The sequence below is a fragment of the Sphingobacterium bovisgrunnientis genome (assembly GCF_009829085.1).
GTDB classification, from domain to species: domain Bacteria; phylum Bacteroidota; class Bacteroidia; order Sphingobacteriales; family Sphingobacteriaceae; genus Sphingobacterium; species Sphingobacterium bovisgrunnientis.
Window position 1 is genome coordinate 1 of sequence record NZ_WUQY01000010.1, and the last position, 21,282, is coordinate 21,282.

Below are 21,282 nucleotides of genomic sequence, written 5' to 3' on the forward strand. Positions count from 1 at the left end.
TTGTTTTGCAACCTCAAAGTTAGCTAAAGGGTTGGTGCTTGCGCCAGCCTTTTTTAATCTTTACCGGACACTAGTGATTAATAATGTAATTTTATTAGAAATATCATCTACACATGAAGCGGCTTCTTAATTATTGGAATAAAATTAAGAACATAGGAAAGGATTCATCCTTATCTTTGTATAATATTAAGGTGCTTAATAATATTAATGCTGCGTCATTTATTTTTATACTTGTTTCATTCTCCTATGCTGTTCTAAATTTCTTTCAAGGAAGACCCTTATTGACAACGATCAATCTATCTATAACACTAAATCTTACTACAGTATTAATACTTAATCATTACAGAAAATATGATTTAGCAAAAATCGTATTATTGTTCTTCAATGCTTTTTCTCTCACTTTATCAGGATTTATTTATAAAAACCAATCAGAACTCTACTTACTAAGTGTACTGATAGCCATTACACTTATTTATAGAAATAGAAGTATCCAAATAATATCGAGTGTTATTTTAAGTGCAATATTTATTGCTATTAAATTTGTTCCGTATCCATTTGAGGTCGACTTACCCGTACAGCCCGAACGAACAATTTTAAATGTATGTGGAGGATTATTCTGTTTGATTTACATCATAATGATACAATACAATGCCCAAATTTCGACTAATAGAATAATACGCAAACAACATTTATTAGTTCAGAAAAACAATCAAAACATGAAAAAGATCCTAACGATTATCGCTCATGATGTACGTGCTCCTTTAGGATCAATTCAAAATTTGCTTTTTCTTTATAAAGAAAAGATTATTTCAAGAGAAATAGCTACTGACACTTTTGAATCTATAAATGATCGATTAACGAATCTTGACAGCACACTTGTCGAATTATTAAATTGGAGCTCCACAAGTCTGCGTCGCTCTCGGGTCGAGCCAAAAGACATTAAATTAATTGAAGCCATAGATCATTTATGTGTATTCTTAAAATCACAATTTGAAAATAAAAACTTACAAATACTGACCGATATTCCAAGTGATTTAAGTGTATTTGCAGATCCAGATCATTTAAATATTATAGTTCGAAACCTACTGAACAATGCAATTAAGTTTTCACACAATGAGGGTAAAATTGTGCTGTCTGCTAGTCAGGAAAATGATCAAATAAGATTGAAAATTCAAGATTATGGTATTGGAATTTCGGCAGAAAAAATGAAGAATTTTTTCGAAACTATTCAAACACCCAATTTAGGAACAGCAGGTGAGAGAGGCACTGGCTTTGGACTCGTACTTGTAAATGATCTTATCCAACAGAATAATGGCCATATCACTTTAAAAAGTAAATTAGGTGAAGGTTCAACTTTCATTATATTGCTACCAAAAAGTAAGGCTTTACAGCAGACAAATGTTTTAGTAACATTATAGGACACCATCTCTGTTGGAAAAAGGATCAGATAATAATAATAAAAAGAAATATAATCTACTAGATTAGTATATTTTCATTTTTTATAGCGCAATTCATACGATTTACGTATGTTTGTACTTAATTAAGAATTAATCTAAAGAGTACTTTGGGCGAAATTTTACTTCATATTCTAGTACCGCTTGTCATTTTTGGCTTCATCGCTTTGTTCACGCTATTTGCTGTGTATGCAGAGCGTAAAATTGCAGGTTTTGTACAAGATAGACTTGGCCCAATGGAAACTGGAAAATACGGCTTATTACAAACTTTTGCCGACATTCTTAAACTCCTTCAGAAAGAATTGATAAACCCTTCTGCTGCAGATAAAATATTATTTGCTGCTGCGCCAGTCGTTATTTTTGTAGCTGTATTTATTGGGTATTCCGTAGTACCTTGGGCGCCTGACTTTATTCCTGCAAATACAAACACAGGACTCTTCTTCATCATGGCTGTAGTATCTATCGATGCGTTAGGCATCTTGATGGCGGGGTGGGGTTCTAATAACAAATACTCTTTATTGGGTTCAATTCGCGCCATCGCGCAAATGGTATCGTATGAAATTCCGGTAGGATTATCTTTAATCGCTGCAGTGATGATTACACAAACCTTAAATCTAAACGCAATCGCATTCAATCAAGGAATTCTCAGTACAGAAAGTATTCATTTCCTAGGATTTTGGGATGTTTCTGAGATTGGTGGAATATTCGCTTGGAATATATTTCAAGCTCCTCATTTGATTGTTGTTTATGTCATCTTTTTTGTGGCTACACTCGCAGAATGTAATCGTGCTCCGTTTGATATTCCAGAGGCTGAATCGGAACTGATTGGTGGTTTTCATACAGAATATGGCGGTATTCGCTTTGCCTTTGTATTCTTAGCGGAATATGCCATGATGTTTTTGGTGGCTATGCTTGGTGTAGTTATATTTTTAGGCGGATGGAATACCCCCTTACCAAATATTGGTGCTTTAAAATTGGCAGATTGGACAACAGGTTTAGTTTGGGGTATTTTTTGGACTTTTGCAAAATCATTGACCATAGTAGGTATTCAAATGTGGATTCGTTGGACTTTACCTCGTTTTAGAGCAGACCAACTAATGAACTTATGTTGGAAAGTGATGATTCCAATTGCTTTTGCCTGCATGGCAATATCAGGATTGTGGCGCATATTAGTAATGAATTAAGTTGATTTTAAAAACAACAATACACGGCTTTGCGACAGCGGTAAAAGGATTACTTTTGACCGTAGGTCACCTCTTTGGAGCGAAGAAATCACGTGAAACACGCGATATTCGCCAAGCTGACTATTTTGAGAAACAAGAAGGTGTTACTACAGTGCAGTTTCCACACGAGAAAATGCCAATTCCTGAGGTAGCACGTTATCAATTAGACGTCGAAATAGATGATTGCATCGTGTGTGATTTGTGCGCAAAAGCTTGTCCTGTGGATTGTATAACTATAGAATCTATAAAATCACCTGAGGCAATAGGAAAAACATCGGACGGCAGTGTAAAACGTCTGTACGCCGCGCAGTTTGATATTGACATGGCCAAATGTATGTATTGTGGATTATGTACTGTGGTATGTCCGACAGAATGTATCACAATGACCAATCAATACGATCGAAGCACGACAAAATTAACAGATTTGATCTATGATTTCGGTGAAATGACCGATGATGAAATAACCAAACGTAAAAAAGAATGGACACGTTTCCAAGCTGACAAGGAGGCAGCGAAAAAGAAATAATGAATCTAGAAGTATTTCTTTTTTATGCTTTTGCAGCTTTAGCAATAGGTTCTTCGCTTTTAGTAGTGAGTTTGAAAAATACCGCACGTGCTTTATTCTTGTTCTTCATAATTTTATTTGCGATGGCCGGATTGTTCTTATTTGCTTTAGCGGATTTTGTGGCAATCACGCAAATTATGGTATATGTAGGGGGTGTTTTGATTTTAATGATTTTTGCTTTTATGCTGTCAAACAAAGAGCTATTGGCAGATTTACAGCAGATTTCAGGCTCTTTTATAAGTATGCCAAGTTGGCAATCCTTATTACTAGCTTTAGGATTTTTTAGCGTTATTTTACTTGGCTTGAAAGAATGGAATTATGACATGCCCGAATGGATAATGAGTAATATCAAATCCGGTGATGTCATCTCGCCCAACGATAACAATATACATCAATTGGGCATCAAGTTCATGACACAATACGTGTTGCCATTTGAGGTAATTTCTATATTCTTGTTAATGGCACTTATTGGTGCAGCACATTTATCCAGAAAGGAGGATACGCAATGATTACGTTGACACATTTTTTGGTGGTAAGTGCTTGTATTTTTTGCATCGGACTGTACACGGTTTTAGCTAAACGCAACGCTATCATGATTTTAGTCGGCATTGAATTGATGATTAATGCAGCTATTCTGAATTTTGTAGCTTTCAGCAAATACGATAAAATCAATTACGGTGGCCAAGTGTTTGCCTTATTCGCTATTGTATTAGCAGCTGCTTCTGTTGCCGTAGGATTGGCAATAATTCTCAACGTGTACAGACACTACAAAACCATTAACCCTGATAATATTACGGATCTAAGAGATTAATGCACTATCTACTTAACATATCGCCCATTACAGCAAGTATGCTAGTCGTGCTTTTGCCTTTCGTTGCCTTTATCATTCAGGGAATATTGGGTAAGAAGTCCACTTCTGGTATATTTTCATTAGTTGCTATCGTACTGAGTACAATTTTATCTGGTCTTTTTGTTTTTGCAGAGGTGTGGAATAGTACGCCCTTGCAAGCAGATTATACGTGGTTTACAATTGGTGAAAAGACATTCAGCATTGGGGTATTATTGAATAATTTGACGGTTTTAATGCAGTTTATTGTATGCATTATTGCATTGCCAGTTCATATTTATTCCAAATCCTACATGAAAGGTGATGCAGGTTTACATCGTTATTGGATGTATTTGAGCTTGTTCTGCTTTGCTATGTTGGGTTTGACCATTTCCAAAAATCTACTTGTCATGTACATTTTCTGGGAATTGGTGGGTTTTGCGTCTTACTTGTTAATTGGATTTTGGTTTACCAAGGAATCTGCCGTACAAGCAAACAAAAAAGCCTTTTTGATCAATAGAATTGGAGATTTGGGATTTTTAATCGGTCTAGCCATTCTATTCAGCACCTTTGGAACATTAGATTTAGTTGAAATATTAGGAAAAGACGGGTTATTCTTTCAAGGTATCATTGATACTAATTCGGGATTAATATCCGCAGCAGGAATTTGTTTCTTCTTAGGAGCTATGGCAAAATCAGCACAATTTCCGCTACATCTTTGGCTGCCTGATGCAATGGAAGGGCCAACTTCTGTTTCATCTTTAATTCACGCAGCGACCATGGTTGCTGCAGGGGTATTTTTATTGAGTTCGATTTTTCCATTATTCAACGGAACGGTTTTACTTATTATCACAATCATAGGCACTATAACGGCTATAACTTCCGCTATTTTTGCGTTAGCACAATACGATATCAAAAAAGTATTAGCATTCTCTACTATTTCACAATTAGGCTATATGATAGTGGCTGTAGGGATTAGCGCATGGGATGCGGGTATGTTTCACTTATCAACACACGCCTTTTTCAAATGTCTATTATTCTTGAGTGCAGGTGCAGTTATCCACGAAATGGCGCATTTGAAAGCACATAACAATCTAGATTTTGACCCACAGGATTTGCGTAATATGGGCGGACTTCGTCAATATATGCCAAAGACATTTGTGATGATGGCTATTGCTTCATTGGCATTGGCAGGATTTCCATTGACTTCAGGATTTCTGTCGAAAGACGCCATTGTGATTTCTGCTTTCGAATGGGCAATACAGCAAGGAGGAGTCGCTATTATGATTCCAATTGTTCTGGTGCTTGTCAGCATTCTAACGGCATTCTACATTGGAAGATTAATTTTCAAAGCATTCTTTGGAACCTTACGAGTTGATGTTGGTGATAAAGCACATTTGCATGAGGCGCCAAAAACAATGCTGATCCCAATGGCTTTCTTAGCTGTTTGTTCTTTATTTATTGTATTTTCTTGGAATCCCTTTTCGTATGCGAATGCTGCAATTTTAAACGGATTAGTTGTAAATTATACGTTCCCTGAGATTCACGCTTTACATACAATAATTCCAATTGTATTGACCGCTACTGCTATAATTAGTTGGTGGATTGGTTACAATTGGTATGTAAAAGGCAAGTATCCTTTGAATGCGAATAGCAGTTGGATTCATTTTACTCAAAATCAATTTGATATGAATGAATGGATGATGAAAACTTTCGTCAATCCAACGTTGAAAATCGGAAAAATCAGTTTTTGGTTTGATAAATACATCGTGGATGGCATCGTGAATGGCTCAGCTTATATTACTCGCCAAGTCAGTGCTTTGATAACATGGATTGATAAATACATTGTCGACGGTATCGTGAATGGCGTTGCTAGCTTAGCATATGAATTTGGAAATGCACTACGCACATTTCAGAATGGTCGTTTACAAAGTTACTTGGGACTCACGATGACTGTGGTTTTGATTGGAATAATTTATTTGATATTAAAATAAAATGGGATTACTCTCACTACTCATATTTTTGCCATTGCTTGCAACAGCTTTAATTTTACTGTTGCCTGCGACTATGCGCCAAAGCTATAAGTATATTGCTTTGGGAATTACGGTTGTCCAATTTGTGCTGTCGGGTTGGTTGTATAGCCAATTTGATAATGCTGCTTCAGGAATTAATCAAATAAATGGCTTTCAATTCGTGGAGCAACTTCCTTGGATACGTTTGGATTTGGGCAGTTTAGGGCAATTAGAAATTGATTATTTCCTTGGCGTAGATGGTGTATCGCTTCCATTATTGGTATTGAGTGCTTTTGTCATGCTAATGGCCATTGGGGCATCTTGGAATGTGACGAAGAGTATAAAAGGTTATTTCTCTCTGTTGATGCTGTTGAACATGGCGGTAATGGGAATTTTCTGTGCATTGGACTTCTTCCTTTTCTACATCTTCTACGAAGTAATGTTGCTTCCATTATATTTCCTAATCGGAATTTGGGGAGGTGCAAATCGTGAATATGCTGCAATTAAATTCTTTATCTATACCCTATTTGGTTCAGTATTCATGCTGTTAATCATCGTAGGTTTATATTTTTCAGTTATTAATCCAGAAACGGGCGCAAATACATTCAACATGTTGCACATGATGAATCCGAACAATTATGTGGATGGTTCATTCTTTGCTTACTTGAATAATTATTACGAAGTTTTGGGAATCCCAGCACGTATGTTGGGCTTTATTGTATTGTTTATTGCTTTTGCAATCAAAGTTCCAATCGTTCCAATGCATACATGGTTGCCGGATGCCCACGTAGAAGCGCCTACTCCAGTTTCCATTATACTTGCGGGTATTTTGTTAAAAATCGGAGGATACGGTATTATCCGTGTCTGCTTAAGTATATTTCCAGATGCAGCGGTTGACGCCAATTGGTGGTTAGGATTAATTGGTGTGATCTCTATTTTATACGGAGCACTGAATGCGTTAGCACAAAAAGATTTAAAGCGTTTAATCGCGTATTCTTCTGTTTCGCATATGGGCTTTGTACTATTGGGTGTTGCTTCCTTAACGGCGGAAGGTATTTCAGGGGCATTATTCCAAATGCTGTCACATGGATTCTTATCGGCAGCTTTATTCTTTTTAGTGGGTGTCATTTACGACCGTGTACACAACAGAAATATCTATAATTTCCGTGGATTAGCTACACATATGCCAACATATACAGGATTTGTTGCAGTAGCTTTCTTTGCCTCATTAGGCTTGCCTGGTTTCTCTGCATTCATCGGTGAAGCTTTTGTGATTATCGGAACGTTCAATGCGGAATCAGTTGGAACAGGTGTTCCACGTTGGATGGCGATTGCGGGTTCTATAGGTATTCTATTAAGTGCAGCGTATTTACTATGGACTTTGCAACGTATGTTTTTCGGACAAACACGTTTCAAAGGTGGCGAAGATTGGGCTACAGCGTTGACGGATGTCAGTGCACGTGAGCGTATCATCCTGTTCCCTACTTTGGCGTTAGCGTTATTATTAGGAATCATGCCTTCATTGGTTTTTGACAAAATGAACGCAACAGTTCTTAATTTAGTTTCATTGGTTACACAGTATCTATAATGCAAGATATCAATATACAATTACCCAGTATTCTTGACCAAGTTATCCAATCTATTCCGGCTTTCAAAGCGGAGTTGGCTTTGATATTTGCTTTCTTGGGAAGTATTATAGCGACTTTGTTTTTGGATAAAATTTGGAAGCAGAGTTCTTTTGTTATCACAATAATCGGTATTGTAACCTCATTAATTCTATCTACACAACAATTAGGAGCACCGCAGAATGGATTTTTTGGAATGCTCATAATTGATGATTTCTCGGTTTATGCACGTGGAATTATTCAAGTTGCATTATTGATTTGTGTCATTTTTATACAACAACATTTTCAGCATAAAAAATTTGGCAAAAATCTAGGTGATGTGTACAGTATATTGCTCGCAGCAGCTTTAGGGATGAATATTTTGACGACGACGAGCAATTGGTTGTTGGCGTTTATTGCTATTGAGACTGTTTCGATAAGTTCCTATATTTTGGTAGGTTATTTTTCTGAAAACAAAAAGCAATCCGAAGCTTCAATGAAATATGTACTTTTCGGATCTGTTTCCGCTGCTGTTATGCTTTACGGTCTATCCTTAATATATGGATTTACAGGAAATTTAGATTTCACCTCATTCGAACATATTCAAGGATTAATAGAAGCACCGAAAATATTATTATCTATAGCATTGCTGTTTATGTTTGTGGGAATAGGTTTCAAATTGAGTTTTGTGCCTTTCCACATGTGGGCACCAGATGTGTACGAAGGTGCACCTACTCCTATCACAACATTCTTATCTACAGTACCTAAAATTGGTGCTTTAGTTTTATTAGCACGCCTTTTTGAAGAATGGACATCTACATCATTCTTCTTCTCCGAATTGGTATTAATATTGGTAAGCGTGGCGGCAATTGTCACCATGCTAGCCGGCAATTTAATTGCCTTGCGTCAGTCGAATATCAAACGTATGATGGCGTATTCTTCCATTGGTCATACAGGTTTTCTACTGATGGCATTGGTTGGAAACTTAGCTTCGGAACCTCAAGTATTATTGTTTTACATCGCAGTGTATACGATTATGAACTTGGCAGTTTTTGGGTTAATCGATTTATTAGAACAAAAAACAGGTTCAGCACAACTGGAGAATTACCAAGGATTAGGTAAACAATTTCCTATAGTGTTTAGCATTCTTACACTATTGGGTATTTCATTAGTCGGCTTACCTCCTACTGCAGGTTTTGTCGGAAAACTATTTGTTTTTACGTCTATCTTCGATTTATTCCAATTCAACAACAATCGTTATTACTTAATTTTATTGGTTGTAGGAGCTTTAACATCGGTGATTTCGTTGTTCTATTACTTCAAAATTCCTTTATTTGCTTTCTTACGCAAAGGTGAAGAAGTAAATATATTTCCGACCACTTCTACACAAATCGTGTATATCATTTCAGTAGTTTTAGGTATTTCGACATTGGTTTTGGGCATTTTTCCTAACATCCTTTTGACATTATTTAAATAAAGACTACAGAACTTCTTAGGAATAAGTAATACATTTGTACCAACTATGATACAAAATAAAGCTATCGTCATCACCCCTGTTAAAAATTCACTAGAAAATACTTTAGTGACTATTAAAAGTATAAAAAACAGCAATCTGCATGTCGATTACTATATATATGATGATTATAGCGAGTCTGATATTTCTAAAACATTAGAAGCAAAAGCTGATGAATTAGGCTATCATTACATTCATCTGTCATCTTTGACTGACTCTCCTTCGCCAAATTATTTTACGGTTTTGAAGCATGCGCAAAAGAAAAGTATTCATCATCAACTACCACTCATTATTGTTGAGTCAGATGTAGAGGTTAACCCAGACACTTTTGAAAAATTATTGAACTATCATCAAGCAAACTCATACGCAGGAATGATCGGAGCAATAACTGTAGATTACGATGGGAAAATCAACTTTCCATATCTAAAATTTAAAGACACAAAAGAAAATATTATCGAGACGAATAGAAGTCTTAGCTTTTGCTGCACATTCCTTAGTTTAAGTTTTCTTGAGAAATTCAGTTTTGAAAATTTGGATCAAAGTAAAGATTGGTTTGATACAAGTATTTCGTATGCCTCGTTAGAAAATGGTTTTAAAAACTTTGTACTTATCAATACCCCAGTCTTACACAAACCCCATGGTAGCAGACCTTGGAAACAATTGAAATATACGAATCCATTAAAATATTATTGGTTGAAATTCACTAAAAGAAGAGATAAAATCTAACAATATGTTTATCCAATCTCCAAATGAATTAAGCTATCGACATGGAGTTCCCTTTGTCATTTGGTGCTATTGGGAGGGTGGAGAAATGTCTCAGAATAGAAAAAAATCTTTTGATTTTTTAATGCAGAATATAGAAGTTCCAATTGCATTAATCACACGTGAAAATTTGTCAAAATTTATCAAACCTGATTATCCGTTCCCGGAAGCATTCGAATATATCAGTATAGTACATCGTTCGGATTATATAAGAGCCTATCTTATGCATCACTACGGTGGTGCATGGCATGACATCAAAGCAACATTAGTGTCTTACAAATCCGTTTGGGATGAGTTTGTTGACCCGAAAATTTGGATTATCGGCCGTAAAGAAATTCAAAAAGGTGCAGCAAAAGTATTAGATGAATATGGTAATTTTATCCCAGACCATTACAAAGATTTAATAGCCGTTCCTTCTTGGGTGGCAAGGCCAAATACGCTTCTTTCAAAGGAAATTTTAGTGGGTATAGAAAATATTTTAGCGCAAAATTCAGATTGTTTAAAGGAAAACCCAGCTATTCATCCAAGAGAAAAAAAACTTCCAAAAGGCAACATTTTCAAAGAAATATTCAATATAATAAAGTTCAAATATCAGAAGAGATCAACAAAGTATCCGCTCGAATGGACTTTATTTGGTAATGTATTTCATCCTAAAATATTAAAATACAAACAACACATTTCTTTTAGCTTACCTGTAGATCAAGAAAAAAATGCGGGAATTTACCACAGAAATTAAGTAAATTAAGAAAACAAATTTATCAATTTAGATAAAGATCTATTTCTACGAAGTGGGCCATTTAAATATTTCTTGAAAAATTCGCTATGGTGCTGATTTAAATAATCTATTTCTGCCTTCTTCTTATCTGTCGACATGCTTTTGCGACGCGAAGTCGTATGTATACGATAATAGAATCCTACAAAAGGCAGTTGAATTACTTTTCCTCCATCCTTTAAAAGCTTAATCCAAAATTCCCAATCCTCGCGCACCAAAACCTTATTTTCTGTATAGCCATTTACACGCTCCCAATCCGATTTTCTAAATATGGCACTTACGTAAATTAGATTATCCATCGCAAGGTTGTATAACGAAAACTTTTTAAGACTCCAGGGCTTATTTACTTTTCCAAACTTATTGGCTTTAGCGTAAACTACTTTTAAATCGGGATCTTCGTTCAACTTACTAACAGCTTCTACTATGTAATTGTCGCTTATTAGGTCATCGGCGTCCAACGGCAAGATATATTTACCAGAGGACTGAGATATTCCAAAATTTCGCGCTACAGAAGGACCTGAATTAGCTTGAAAATAATAACTAACATTGCTAAATTTTGAACATAATAACATCGCAACTTCCTTGGAATTATCAGTGGAACCGTCATCTACTATAATTATTTCCAACTCATCATACTTTGAATTCACGACGCTTTTAACCGTTTCTTCTAAATAAAGTCCATGATTATAACAAGGAATTACGACACTTACCAACATTATTCTTCTAGATTTTGCAATTAAATATATAATAAGATTTAGTGTAGTATTTCAATTATTCCGAATGAAGCTTTATTTAAACAACCTAATACCTACAATTGATTGTAAAACTATAAATTGTTAGCGACCTTTCAAATATTTTAAATGAGTTGGATATTTTATCATAGTGATTTTAAAATAAAACACAACCTTTATTTAAGAGAGATTAATTCAATCCAATAGTAATTCAACTATTAAATATCTTTACCTTATTTGTAAGAACACTAAATACTACAAATCACCAAAACATCCCTTTTAAACACAATCCATAGCAAATTTTAATAATTGAAAATTAATAAATAAAGCAAATTATGAGTATGTTTGGAACATCATTCAATATGTTAATAAAGTACAAAATTATAAAATCCATGTAGGACAAGGTACGTGTGATTAACAAATTTGAATAAAAGTTAAATAAATTAAAAGTAGCATTATTGCCCTTCGCTGCGTTTAATATTATAAATCATGCGAATGAGAATTATATGTTATTAAGTGTACTGATTCCTAATTATAACGGAAAAGAATTATTAAAAAAAAATATACCCTCAATTCAAGCTGCATTAGAATATGCTGGAGTATCCCATGAAATAATTATAGTTGACGATTGTTCAAAAGACGACTCAATAATTTTTTTACAGCAAAATTATCCTGATATTAAGGTTGTGAAAAACGATGTTAATTTAGGATTTTCGAAAACTTGTAATAACGGAATTTCACATTGCAAAGGTAAATATTTGTTACTCTTAAATTCAGACATTGAACTTACCCCTACATATATCCAAATATGTTTGAGTCATTTTACAAATGACAGCATATTTTCTATCACAGGAATAGCTAAAGATGATAGTACTCATCCTCAAAATACAGGTATCCTTTATCGCAAAGGATTATTTACTATAAAAAAATATCCAAATCACATTAACAACGAAACGCATTTTATATCAGGCGCAAACTCAATTTATGATACGGCAAAATTGAACGAATTAAGTGGATTTAACCCCATTTATAGTCCTTATTATTTTGAAGATGATGATCTTAGTTATCGAGCGTCTCAAAAAGGTTGGAAGAGTTATTTTATAAGAGAAGCGATATCTTACCATCAAGGCTCAGTGTCGATTAAATCATCTGCCTCTAAGAAAAAAATAAAACAAATTTACTTTCGTAACAAAATGATTTTTAACCATCTACATTCTAATACCTCATATAAACTATATAACATTAAAACTCTTCTTTTCAATGTTATACCCAAAATTATTGTGGGACAATTTTGGATTTGGAAAAGCTACAACGATTACTTATTACTTACTAAAAAAAGATAATTGAATTAATTTTAATAATCTTTCACCTATGATTAAATAAATTAGAAATTAGTAATCCTTTTTTTAAAATTTAACCTTTTTTAGCATATAATGTGTAGCATTTTTGCTGATTTATACGTTGTATAATGTATAAGTAAGTAAACAAACTATAAGTATGCCGCACACTAAAGAAACAATTTTATTTGGAGCCCCTACTAACTTCGGATTTTCAGATGCTATAAAAAGTGAATTAACTTCTCTAGGATTCCTCGTAATTGATTTTTCTACGATCCAAGGCATACCTTTCAAATATAAATGTTTAGGAGATCGATTATATAATTGTTATAGAAAAACATTTTTTAATGATTATTCGCATAAAGAAAAATTAAGAGCCCAAGGTCATAAAGATCACCTAATAAGTATATTAGATACTATTCCACAATGTGATTATGGACTATTTATACGTCCTGATTTTTTTCCAATTGAGTTCATAGAAGCTTTAAAATCAAAGGTAAACACTTTGATAGGTTATCAGTGGGATGGACTTAAGCGATTCCCTTTTATTAATGACTATATACCTGTATTCGACAAATTTTATGTTTTCGATGCTGAAGATTTAAAGAATAACAGTACTTTACCTACCACAAATTTCTATTTCGATATAGCTAATCCACAAGAGTATAAACCTATAAATAATGAAGCATACTTCATTGGGAGCTACATTCCAGAAAGGATGGATCATATCATAGACTTAAAAAATGTACTGAATACTAATAATATTAAAGATAATATTATGCTATATACCAACAGCAGTAGTGAAAGAAAAGATATATTAAAGAATGGTTTAACGCATATATCCCAATTTATAAATTATAAAGAAAACCTAAATCACACACTTAAAGCATCAGTACTAATTGATATGCATAACCCTATACATCAGGGTTTAACTTTTCGGGCTTTTGAATCATTAGGTTATGGAAAAAAACTTATCACATCAAATCCAGAAATAAAGAAATATGACTTTTACCGACCTGAAAATATTTTTGTTTGGAATAGCACAAATACTAATGAATTAGAGTCCTTTCTAAATGTCCCCTATATTGATGTCGACCCTATAATTCGCGAAAAATACAGTTTTAAGAATTGGATTAGATATATACTAAATCTCGAAAATCATATCCCAATAACACTTCCTCGTAAAGAATTAGTATTTACATAATTACAAGGCTCTCATATAAAAAATTATAGCTTTATAGTGTGTACTATTTAGTCATAGTTATTTCCTTCTTTCCATCTCCAGCAATTCTTTTAATTCTTTCAATTTTTCTGGATATTTAGAAGCTAGATTATATTTTTCCCCTTGATCGATAGTCAAGTTATAAAGTTGAGGTAATTTAGAATTACCAAGCTCAATATCTGTCAATGGATTGTATTCCGAAGCATTGCTAGGCTCTATATATTTCCAATTATCTTTGATGATAGCTAAAGAATAACCTTGTTTAATATAATAAGATCTTCCCTTATCGTCTAGACCTTGCAATGTAGAAAATAATGCTTCACTATCTTTTGCGTCCATTGGATTTGGCTGCTCCAGCATTTGGGCAAATGATGCTATAAGATCAATTTGACTAAATAGCGCATTAGATACATAATTTTTTCGAATTCCCTTTCCAGCAATTATAAACGGAACACGTGTTCCCGCTTCAAAAATACTGTATTTGCCACCCCTAAAGGGTCCTGCTGATTTATGATTATTATTCTTTTCAACAGACTCATCCTGATATCCATCGTCCAATACCGGTCCATTATCACTTGTAAAAACAATAATTGTATTTTTAGAAATACCTAATTGATCCAATTGTTTTATAATCTGTCCCACAGTCCAATCTAATTGTAAGATTGCATCACCTCTGTAGCCAAGTTTGCTTTTACCTTTGAAATATGTAGCAGGCATCCTAGGCACATGTGGCTCTGTTAGGGAAAATAATAGAAAAAATGGACTTATTTTATTTTCTTCAATAAAATTTTGGGCAACATGTAAGAATGTCCCTGAGACTTCTTCGTCTACCCAACGAGCCTTGTGTCCGCCTTCCATATAGCCAATTCGACCAATTCCATTTACGATAGTATTGTTGTGTCCATGATTAGGAGATGCTTTCATTTTCAAAAGCTCGGGATTGTCTCTTCCAGTAGGATCAGCTCCTACCTCCTCAACATAGTTTACACGGATTGGATCAGATGAATCTAAACCTACTACACGATGATTTTCCAAGAAAACCGTAGGAACACGATCTGCAGTTGCAGGAAATATGAAAGAATAATCGAAACCAATTTCATTTGGTCCTGGTTTTATATCTTGATTCCAATCCTTCTCTACCGCATTTCCTAACCCCAAGTGCCACTTACCTACTATAGCAGTTTTGTATTCAGATTTTTTAAAAACTTTCGGTAATGATGTTTTATGTATTGGTACTATTAATTTAGCATCTCCAGGCAATACACCTGTTCCTTGTAATCTCCAAGGATAATTTCCTGTAATCAAAGCGAAACGAGAAGGTGTACATGTAGCAGATGTACTATGAGCATTCGTAAATCTTGTACCTTCTTTGGCCAATTTATCTAAGTTTGGAGTTTGAATATCAATCGCACCATAACTACTTAAATCCCCATATCCTAAATCATCGGCATATATAATTATAACATTTGGTTTATTACTATCAGTTTGAGCTATCAACATTTGAATTATTAACAAATTAACAATTACTAAACTTGTCCGAATAAACACCAAAATTCTTATCATATTGTGTATATAATTAAATGGTTCAATAAAAAGATTAAAACTTGTGACTTATAAATTAAAAATAGATAAAGGTTCAGGAATTTAATCAATAAGACAACCACAATGAATAACTATTATGTAAATTTATAAATATTTAAGAAATTTTATACAGATGAAAATCATTTATGCTGCAAATGCCATATATGTAATGATTTTTTTAATAGCAATGGTTACAAGATTTTTAAAAACAAAAAAGTCCAATCTAACGATTGAACTTTTATTGATGCAGAGAGGAAGGGATTCGAACCCTCGATACAGTTACCCGTATACTAGCTTTCCAGGCTAGCTCCTTCAACCACTCGGACACCTCTCTGTATAGTATATGGCGCAAAAGTAATGAAAAACGCTAAATTTCAAAGACATTATTTAAATCTATTTAGTTTCTCTTATCTTTATTAGTATGAAGACTAAAACACTCTATCTTATTCGCCATGGTAAAGCTGAAGATCATTCATTTCTGAAAAGAGATTATGAGCGAAATCTTGTACAAAAAGGGAAAGAGAGAGCTGAAATTGTAGCTAAAAAGTTAAAACAAGAACTTGTTGAAAGCAAAAGCCTAGTTATCAGTTCAAGTGCCAATCGCGCAATACAAACTGCGGAGGTATTCTGCAAGCATATAGATTATCCAATAACGTCCATTCAACAAGAGAAAGAAATATATGAAGCTTATTACAGAGAAATTTTAAAAGTAATAAATCTGATAGATGATAACATAGAAACCGTTTTGATATTCGGGCACAATCCAGGATTATCGGATTTGACAAATTATTTGTGTGATTCTTTCGTCGATCTAAAAACTTCGCATGTATCAAAAATTAGACTGCCGGAAAACTTTAATTTTAGCGAAGTCTCAGGTGGGACCTGCCATTTAGAAACTGTTATCACTGAATAATTTTCAGTACCTTCGTTAGATATGGCAAACAAACTTCAACACGAGAATTCTCCATATCTAAAGCAGCACGCACACAATCCTGTACATTGGTTTCCTTGGGGACAAGAAGCGCTCGATAAAGCAAAAAAAGAGAATAAACTCATCTTAATAAGTATCGGTTATTCAGCCTGTCATTGGTGTCATGTGATGGAACGCGAAAGTTTTGAAAATGAAGCTATCGCCGAAACAATGAATAAATTCTACGTTTCCATCAAAATCGACCGCGAAGAAAGACCCGATATCGATCAGATCTACATGATTGCAGTTCAATTGATGACGAATGCAGGAGGCTGGCCACTGAATGTGATTTGCTTGCCCGACGGAAGACCTATTTATGGTGGTACTTATTTCAAACCACACGATTGGCAAAGTGTATTATTACAAATTGCTCAAATGTGGGAAGAAACACCACAAACAGCTATTGACTATGCGGAAAGGTTGACAGCAGGAATCAACAAGGCTGAAAAACTCCCCATTGCTCCTATACCTGAAGAGTATAGCATACAAGATATTAAAACTATTATACTACCGTGGAAAGAACAATTTGATCTACGTGATGGTGGCTATCGAAGAGCCCCCAAATTTCCGCTACCAAATAATTGGCTATTTTTTCTTCGCTACGGAGTACTTGCACAAGATGATGAAACGATCAACCATGTGCATTTCACGTTAGAAAAAATTGCTAATGGTGGAATTTATGATCACATCGGTGGCGGTTTTTCACGCTATTCAGTTGATGGCAAATGGCATGTGCCTCATTTCGAAAAAATGTTATATGATAATGGTCAATTGATAGGTTTGTACAGCGAAGCTTATCAACAAAAGCCAAATTCACTTTACAAAAATGTAGTCGTTGAAACAATAGAATGGACCAAACGAGAAATGTTAGCCGACAATGGCGGATTCTACTCGGCATTAGATGCGGACAGCGAAGGCGTGGAAGGTAAATTTTATACTTTCGATTATTGTGAATTTGATGTTCTTGGCGAGAATGCAGATTTAGCACGTGAATATTATAATATTACGAAGAATGGAAATTGGTCAGAAGAGCAGATTAATATTCCATTTGTCGATTCATCAAACAACAAATTAATTCAAGATGCTGGATTTTCTGAGAAAGAATGGTATTCGTATTTAAAAGAAATTAAAGCTAAATTATTGACTTACCGAAGCCATCGCATACGTCCAGGATTAGACCACAAACAATTAACTACATGGAACGCACTTTTGCTGAAAGGACTCGTAGATGCTTACCGTGTATTTGACGATTCAGCGCATTTGGATTTAGCTTTGGGCATTGCTCATTTTATCGAAAGAGAATGCATGTCAAATGATATACTTTTGCATCAGCCCGAAGATCAGAATCGAAAAATTGAAGGATTTTTGGATGATTATGCCTTCACAATCGAAAGTTATATCGCGCTATACGAAGCTACTTTTGAAGAAAAGTGGATATACAACGCAAAAGATTTGGCTGATAAAGCCATCAAATTATTTTATGATGCTGAAGTAAAAACATTTTACTACACATCTTCTAACGCTGAAGAACTTATTGCACGCAAAAGTGAAATAATGGACAATGTAATTCCGGCTTCTTCATCCACTATTGTACGTCAATTGTACAAATTGGGTTTACTTTTAGACAATGAGGATTTCACTGCCATTGCCGATCAAGTTTTTGCTAATGTATTTCCCCACATCAAAAGCTACGGTTCGGCGTATTCCAATTGGGCTATACAGTTGTTAGAGCATCACTATGGCACAAATGAAATTGCGCTAACTGGTGACAACGCTTTAGAATGGCGTAAAGAAATAGATTCCAAGCAGTATATACCGAATAAAATTTTTCTGGGAGGAACAAAAAGTACACTTCCATTGTTAATAAATAAGGAACAATTGCTGTCAAAAGCATACCTTTGTCGAAATAAAACTTGTAGTCTTCCACAATCGTCGATTACACAACTTTTAGAATTAATCAAATAAAAACGGGATGTATAGCATCTCATAATCATTACAAAATGGCAATAGAAAACAACAACGTAGTAACGTTGAATTACATTCTTCACACAACTGAAGAAAACGGCGAAAAAACATTTGTTGAACAAACGACTACAGAAAACCCTTTAACATTTTTATACGGCGTAGGCATGATGTTACCGAAATTTGAGGAAAACATCGCAGGATTAAACGAAGGTGATAAAACATCTTTTGACTTAGCTGCAGCTGACGCATACGGCGAAAGAGACGACAAAGCGATCGCTCAATTACCTGCTGAAATGTTCCAAGAAACTGGTTTACCTCCAGTTGGCGAAGTATTACCATTACAAGATAACCAAGGAAATCAATTCCGCGCAGTAGTAGTTGAAGTAACTCCTGAGGCTGTAATTGCTGACTTAAACCACCCAATGGCTGGAAAATCTTTAAGTTTCGAAATCGAAGTATTAAACGTACGTCCTGCAACAGAAGAAGAATTGTCTCACGGACATGCGCACGGTGTTGACGGTACAGAAGGTCACTAATTAATATTGAATAGCATAAGAAAGCCGATTTTTACAAATCGGCTTTTTTGTTATTGATTATACCATAACCTACAACTTCACTGCGCGTAGCATTTCTCTTTTTCCTGGAGCACCAGGTGCTTTCTCTATCGTAAAACCTAAAGACTTCATACTTCGTTTTAGATTTCCGGTAATAGCATACGTTACAAATACCCCACCAGGCTTTAAGAATGAAGCCACATGAGCCAATGTTTCATCTGACCACATTTCGGGTTGATGAATAGCTGCAAATGCATCGAAGTAGATGACATCAAATAACTTGGAAGATGAAAACTCTAAAACCTTTGTGTGCGCAATTGCCAAAGAAATACCGTCATTTAGGTGGACTTTCTGTTTTAATCCTTGTTCATAATTTTGGATATAATTCGCCCACAGTCCTTCTGACACATATGCATTGTAACCAATATTCTCGATCACTTCTCTTTCTAATGGAAAAGCTTCTATCCCGCAATAATCCAATTTGATATTTTCAGAAATGCAAAATTCTGCTGTTAAAATAAAATTCAATCCTGTACCAAAACCTATTTCCAAAACAGCAGCTTCTGTTGCGTTTTCCCTTTCTAAATAAAACTGTAAGCCAGTTTTCAAAAACACATGTTTGCTTTCTTGTAAAGCACCGTGCTTGGAGTGGTAATTCTCTCCTATCTGTGCGTTAAAAATAGTTTTCGAACCGTCGCCTGTCGTCACAAAATCCATATTCCATATTTTTTGAGTCAAATCTAAAACAAAAAAACTATTTTAGCTTTAGATTATCTCTACATGAAAACTATTCTTAAAAGTTATAACAGTATTATATTACTTTTAGTCGGTATAACCATCGGCAGTTTGGTTGGTTTGTTCCTGCCAGATACGGTAATGTATATAAAACCTATTGGAGATATCTTCTTGAATTTACTTTTTGTTGCTGTTATTCCATTACTGTTTTTCGCAATATCGTCAGCTATCGCCAATATTGAAAGCAACGGAAAATTAGGTAAAATACTCGGCGTGATGAGTGCTGTATTTATCAGTACAATCGCTATCGCAGCGATTCTTACTATTTTCGGCTTGTGGGCATTTCCCGTAACGGCTATTAAAGACTCGAGCGCAATTACGGAAGCATTAAATTCAAATCCCGAAGACACTTGGGGCGATAAACTCGTTCGTTTTGTGAGTGTTGGTGAATTCGTAAACTTACTATCTAGACAGAATATTCTAGCCTTCGTTATATTCTCTTTGCTTATCGGTATATCAGTAAGAAAAAGTGGAGAGGCTGGGAAGCCATTTTTGAATTTCCTAATTGCAGGAAACGAAGTAATGAAAAACTTATTGACCTTAGTCATGCAACTAGGTCCAATTGGCTTGGGGGCTTATTTCGCATATCAAGTTCAATCTCTAGGTCCTGAATTATTTGGCTTTTACGCCAAACCATTAGCATTTTATTACATTTTTGGAATAGTTTTCTTTTTTAGTATTTACTCCTTGTATGCTTTTATAGCGAATGGTAATTCTGGAGTAAAAGATTATTGGCGATCCAATATTACACCATCTTTGACAGCTGTCAGCACCTGCAGTAGCTTAGCCACATTGCCAGCTAATTTGCTTGCCGCAAAGAAAATGGGTGTCCCTAATTATATTGCATCTGTAGTCGTTCCGTTAGGAAATACATTATACAAAAACGGTTCTTCTATTTCCTCTGTCCTCAAAATATATGTAGCCTTTGCTATTTTAGATTGGAATTTTTTCGAACCCACGACGATGATTACGGCAGTAGGAATTACCTTATTGGTCAGCATGGTAGCAGGTGGCATTCCCAATGGCGGATTTATTGGTGAGATGCTTATGATTTCCATTTATGGCATACCAAATGAAGCTGTCCCTGCAATTATGATTATTGGTGCGTTAGTCGATCCACTTGCTACAATACTCAATGCCACGGGGGATACAGTAGCTGCAATGCTGGTTACTAGATTTTCGGGCGACAAATTTAATAAATCGTCTATTTCAGAAGTACATTCCACAGAATTGTAAAATTGCAGCTGTATTACTATTTCAACTCAACAATATTTAATACCATACGTTAAAAAGAATAAAATCAACAGGTTACACAAAACACCCTGAGCTATTAAGAATAATTCTAAATAAATAGCTAAACTTTGTAAATTCATTCTTTCAATTACCTTTTCGTAAT

19 protein-coding genes and 1 tRNA gene are annotated in these 21,282 nt (G+C 34.7%); 16 read left to right on the forward strand and 4 right to left on the reverse strand.

Annotated elements, in window-relative coordinates; genetic code table 11:
- The first annotated feature begins 716 nt into the window (after positions 1 to 716).
- From GOQ16_RS06635 to GOQ16_RS06680, 10 genes are all read left to right on the forward strand, one after another.
- Entirely contained in the window at positions 717 to 1,418 is a 702-nt protein-coding gene (locus GOQ16_RS06635) for a sensor histidine kinase (RefSeq protein ID WP_160068577.1), read from the forward strand.
- Between the two features lie 146 nt (positions 1,419 to 1,564).
- On the forward strand, positions 1,565 to 2,638 hold the full coding sequence (nuoH, locus tag GOQ16_RS06640) for an NADH-quinone oxidoreductase subunit NuoH (protein ID WP_149913191.1): 1,074 nt from the start codon (positions 1,565 to 1,567) through the stop codon (positions 2,636 to 2,638).
- Positions 2,639 to 2,642: 4 nt separating this feature from the next.
- Entirely contained in the window at positions 2,643 to 3,203 is a 561-nt protein-coding gene (locus GOQ16_RS06645; RefSeq protein ID WP_160068649.1) for a 4Fe-4S binding protein, read from the forward strand.
- Positions 3,203 to 3,751, forward strand: a complete 549-nt coding sequence (locus tag GOQ16_RS06650) for an NADH-quinone oxidoreductase subunit J family protein (RefSeq protein WP_160068578.1) — start codon at positions 3,203 to 3,205, stop codon at positions 3,749 to 3,751. Before GOQ16_RS06645 ends, GOQ16_RS06650 begins: the two co-directional genes overlap by 1 nt.
- Positions 3,748 to 4,053: an NADH-quinone oxidoreductase subunit NuoK gene (gene nuoK, locus GOQ16_RS06655; protein ID WP_149913193.1), complete on the forward strand. Its 306-nt coding sequence runs from the start codon at positions 3,748 to 3,750 to the stop codon at positions 4,051 to 4,053. The genes GOQ16_RS06650 and nuoK overlap by 4 nt, the downstream gene beginning before the upstream one ends.
- Complete coding sequence (gene nuoL / locus GOQ16_RS06660) at positions 4,053 to 6,062, forward strand: NADH-quinone oxidoreductase subunit L (protein WP_160068579.1); 2,010 nt, start codon at positions 4,053 to 4,055, stop codon at positions 6,060 to 6,062. Before nuoK ends, nuoL begins: the two co-directional genes overlap by 1 nt.
- Position 6,063: 1 nt before the next feature.
- On the forward strand, positions 6,064 to 7,668 hold the full coding sequence (locus tag GOQ16_RS06665; protein WP_160068580.1) for a complex I subunit 4 family protein: 1,605 nt from the start codon (positions 6,064 to 6,066) through the stop codon (positions 7,666 to 7,668).
- Positions 7,668 to 9,161, forward strand: coding sequence for an NADH-quinone oxidoreductase subunit N (locus tag GOQ16_RS06670; protein WP_160068581.1), 1,494 nt, complete (start codon positions 7,668 to 7,670; stop codon positions 9,159 to 9,161). The genes GOQ16_RS06665 and GOQ16_RS06670 overlap by 1 nt, the downstream gene beginning before the upstream one ends.
- Positions 9,162 to 9,206: 45 nt before the next feature.
- Positions 9,207 to 9,923: a glycosyltransferase gene (locus tag GOQ16_RS06675; RefSeq protein ID WP_160068582.1), complete on the forward strand. Its 717-nt coding sequence runs from the start codon at positions 9,207 to 9,209 to the stop codon at positions 9,921 to 9,923.
- Between the two features lie 4 nt (positions 9,924 to 9,927).
- Positions 9,928 to 10,695 carry a capsular polysaccharide synthesis protein gene (locus tag GOQ16_RS06680; RefSeq protein WP_160068583.1) on the forward strand — a complete coding sequence of 256 codons (768 nt, stop codon included), beginning with the start codon at positions 9,928 to 9,930 and terminating at the stop codon, positions 10,693 to 10,695.
- 5 nt (positions 10,696 to 10,700) lie between these two features.
- On the opposite strand, the gene GOQ16_RS06685 is transcribed toward GOQ16_RS06680, so the two are convergent.
- A complete protein-coding gene (locus tag GOQ16_RS06685) occupies positions 10,701 to 11,447 on the reverse strand; it encodes a glycosyltransferase family 2 protein (RefSeq protein WP_160068584.1) in 747 nt (248 codons plus the stop codon).
- A 521-nt stretch (positions 11,448 to 11,968) separates the two neighbouring features.
- On the opposite strand from GOQ16_RS06685, the gene GOQ16_RS06690 reads away from it, so the two are divergent.
- Both GOQ16_RS06690 and GOQ16_RS06695 read left to right on the forward strand, forming a co-directional pair.
- Positions 11,969 to 12,805: a glycosyltransferase family 2 protein gene (locus tag GOQ16_RS06690; RefSeq protein WP_160068585.1), complete on the forward strand. Its 837-nt coding sequence runs from the start codon at positions 11,969 to 11,971 to the stop codon at positions 12,803 to 12,805.
- A gap of 154 nt (positions 12,806 to 12,959) precedes the next feature.
- Positions 12,960 to 14,003 carry a WaaS/CpsH family glycosyltransferase gene (locus GOQ16_RS06695; protein ID WP_160068586.1) on the forward strand — a complete coding sequence of 348 codons (1,044 nt, stop codon included), beginning with the start codon at positions 12,960 to 12,962 and terminating at the stop codon, positions 14,001 to 14,003.
- A gap of 57 nt (positions 14,004 to 14,060) precedes the next feature.
- Here GOQ16_RS06695 and GOQ16_RS06700 read toward each other — a convergent pair whose 3' ends face one another.
- Together GOQ16_RS06700 and GOQ16_RS06705 are read right to left on the reverse strand one after the other, a co-directional pair.
- Positions 14,061 to 15,584 (reverse strand): sulfatase-like hydrolase/transferase, encoded by a 1,524-nt coding sequence (locus GOQ16_RS06700; RefSeq protein ID WP_160068587.1) that lies wholly within the window; start codon positions 15,582 to 15,584, stop codon positions 14,061 to 14,063.
- A gap of 265 nt (positions 15,585 to 15,849) precedes the next feature.
- A tRNA-Ser gene (locus GOQ16_RS06705) sits at positions 15,850 to 15,936 on the reverse strand.
- Positions 15,937 to 16,023: 87 nt separating this feature from the next.
- Here GOQ16_RS06705 and GOQ16_RS06710 point away from each other — a divergent pair.
- The 3 genes from GOQ16_RS06710 to GOQ16_RS06720 are packed head-to-tail and all read left to right on the forward strand — an operon-like array spanning position 16,024 to position 19,073.
- Positions 16,024 to 16,515, forward strand: coding sequence for a SixA phosphatase family protein (locus GOQ16_RS06710; RefSeq protein WP_160068588.1), 492 nt, complete (start codon positions 16,024 to 16,026; stop codon positions 16,513 to 16,515).
- Between the two features lie 21 nt (positions 16,516 to 16,536).
- Positions 16,537 to 18,537 carry a thioredoxin domain-containing protein gene (locus GOQ16_RS06715; protein WP_160068589.1) on the forward strand — a complete coding sequence of 667 codons (2,001 nt, stop codon included), beginning with the start codon at positions 16,537 to 16,539 and terminating at the stop codon, positions 18,535 to 18,537.
- Positions 18,538 to 18,572: 35 nt separating this feature from the next.
- A complete protein-coding gene (locus GOQ16_RS06720) occupies positions 18,573 to 19,073 on the forward strand; it encodes an FKBP-type peptidyl-prolyl cis-trans isomerase (RefSeq protein ID WP_149913205.1) in 501 nt (166 codons plus the stop codon).
- A gap of 69 nt (positions 19,074 to 19,142) precedes the next feature.
- Here GOQ16_RS06720 and mnmC2 read toward each other — a convergent pair whose 3' ends face one another.
- Positions 19,143 to 19,808 carry a tRNA (5-methylaminomethyl-2-thiouridine)(34)-methyltransferase MnmC2 gene (gene mnmC2 / locus GOQ16_RS06725; RefSeq protein WP_160068590.1) on the reverse strand — a complete coding sequence of 222 codons (666 nt, stop codon included), beginning with the start codon at positions 19,806 to 19,808 and terminating at the stop codon, positions 19,143 to 19,145.
- Between the two features lie 63 nt (positions 19,809 to 19,871).
- Here mnmC2 and GOQ16_RS06730 point away from each other — a divergent pair, with 63 nt between their 5' ends.
- Entirely contained in the window at positions 19,872 to 21,122 is a 1,251-nt protein-coding gene (locus GOQ16_RS06730; protein WP_160068591.1) for a dicarboxylate/amino acid:cation symporter, read from the forward strand.
- Positions 21,123 to 21,282: the final 160 nt, after the last annotated feature.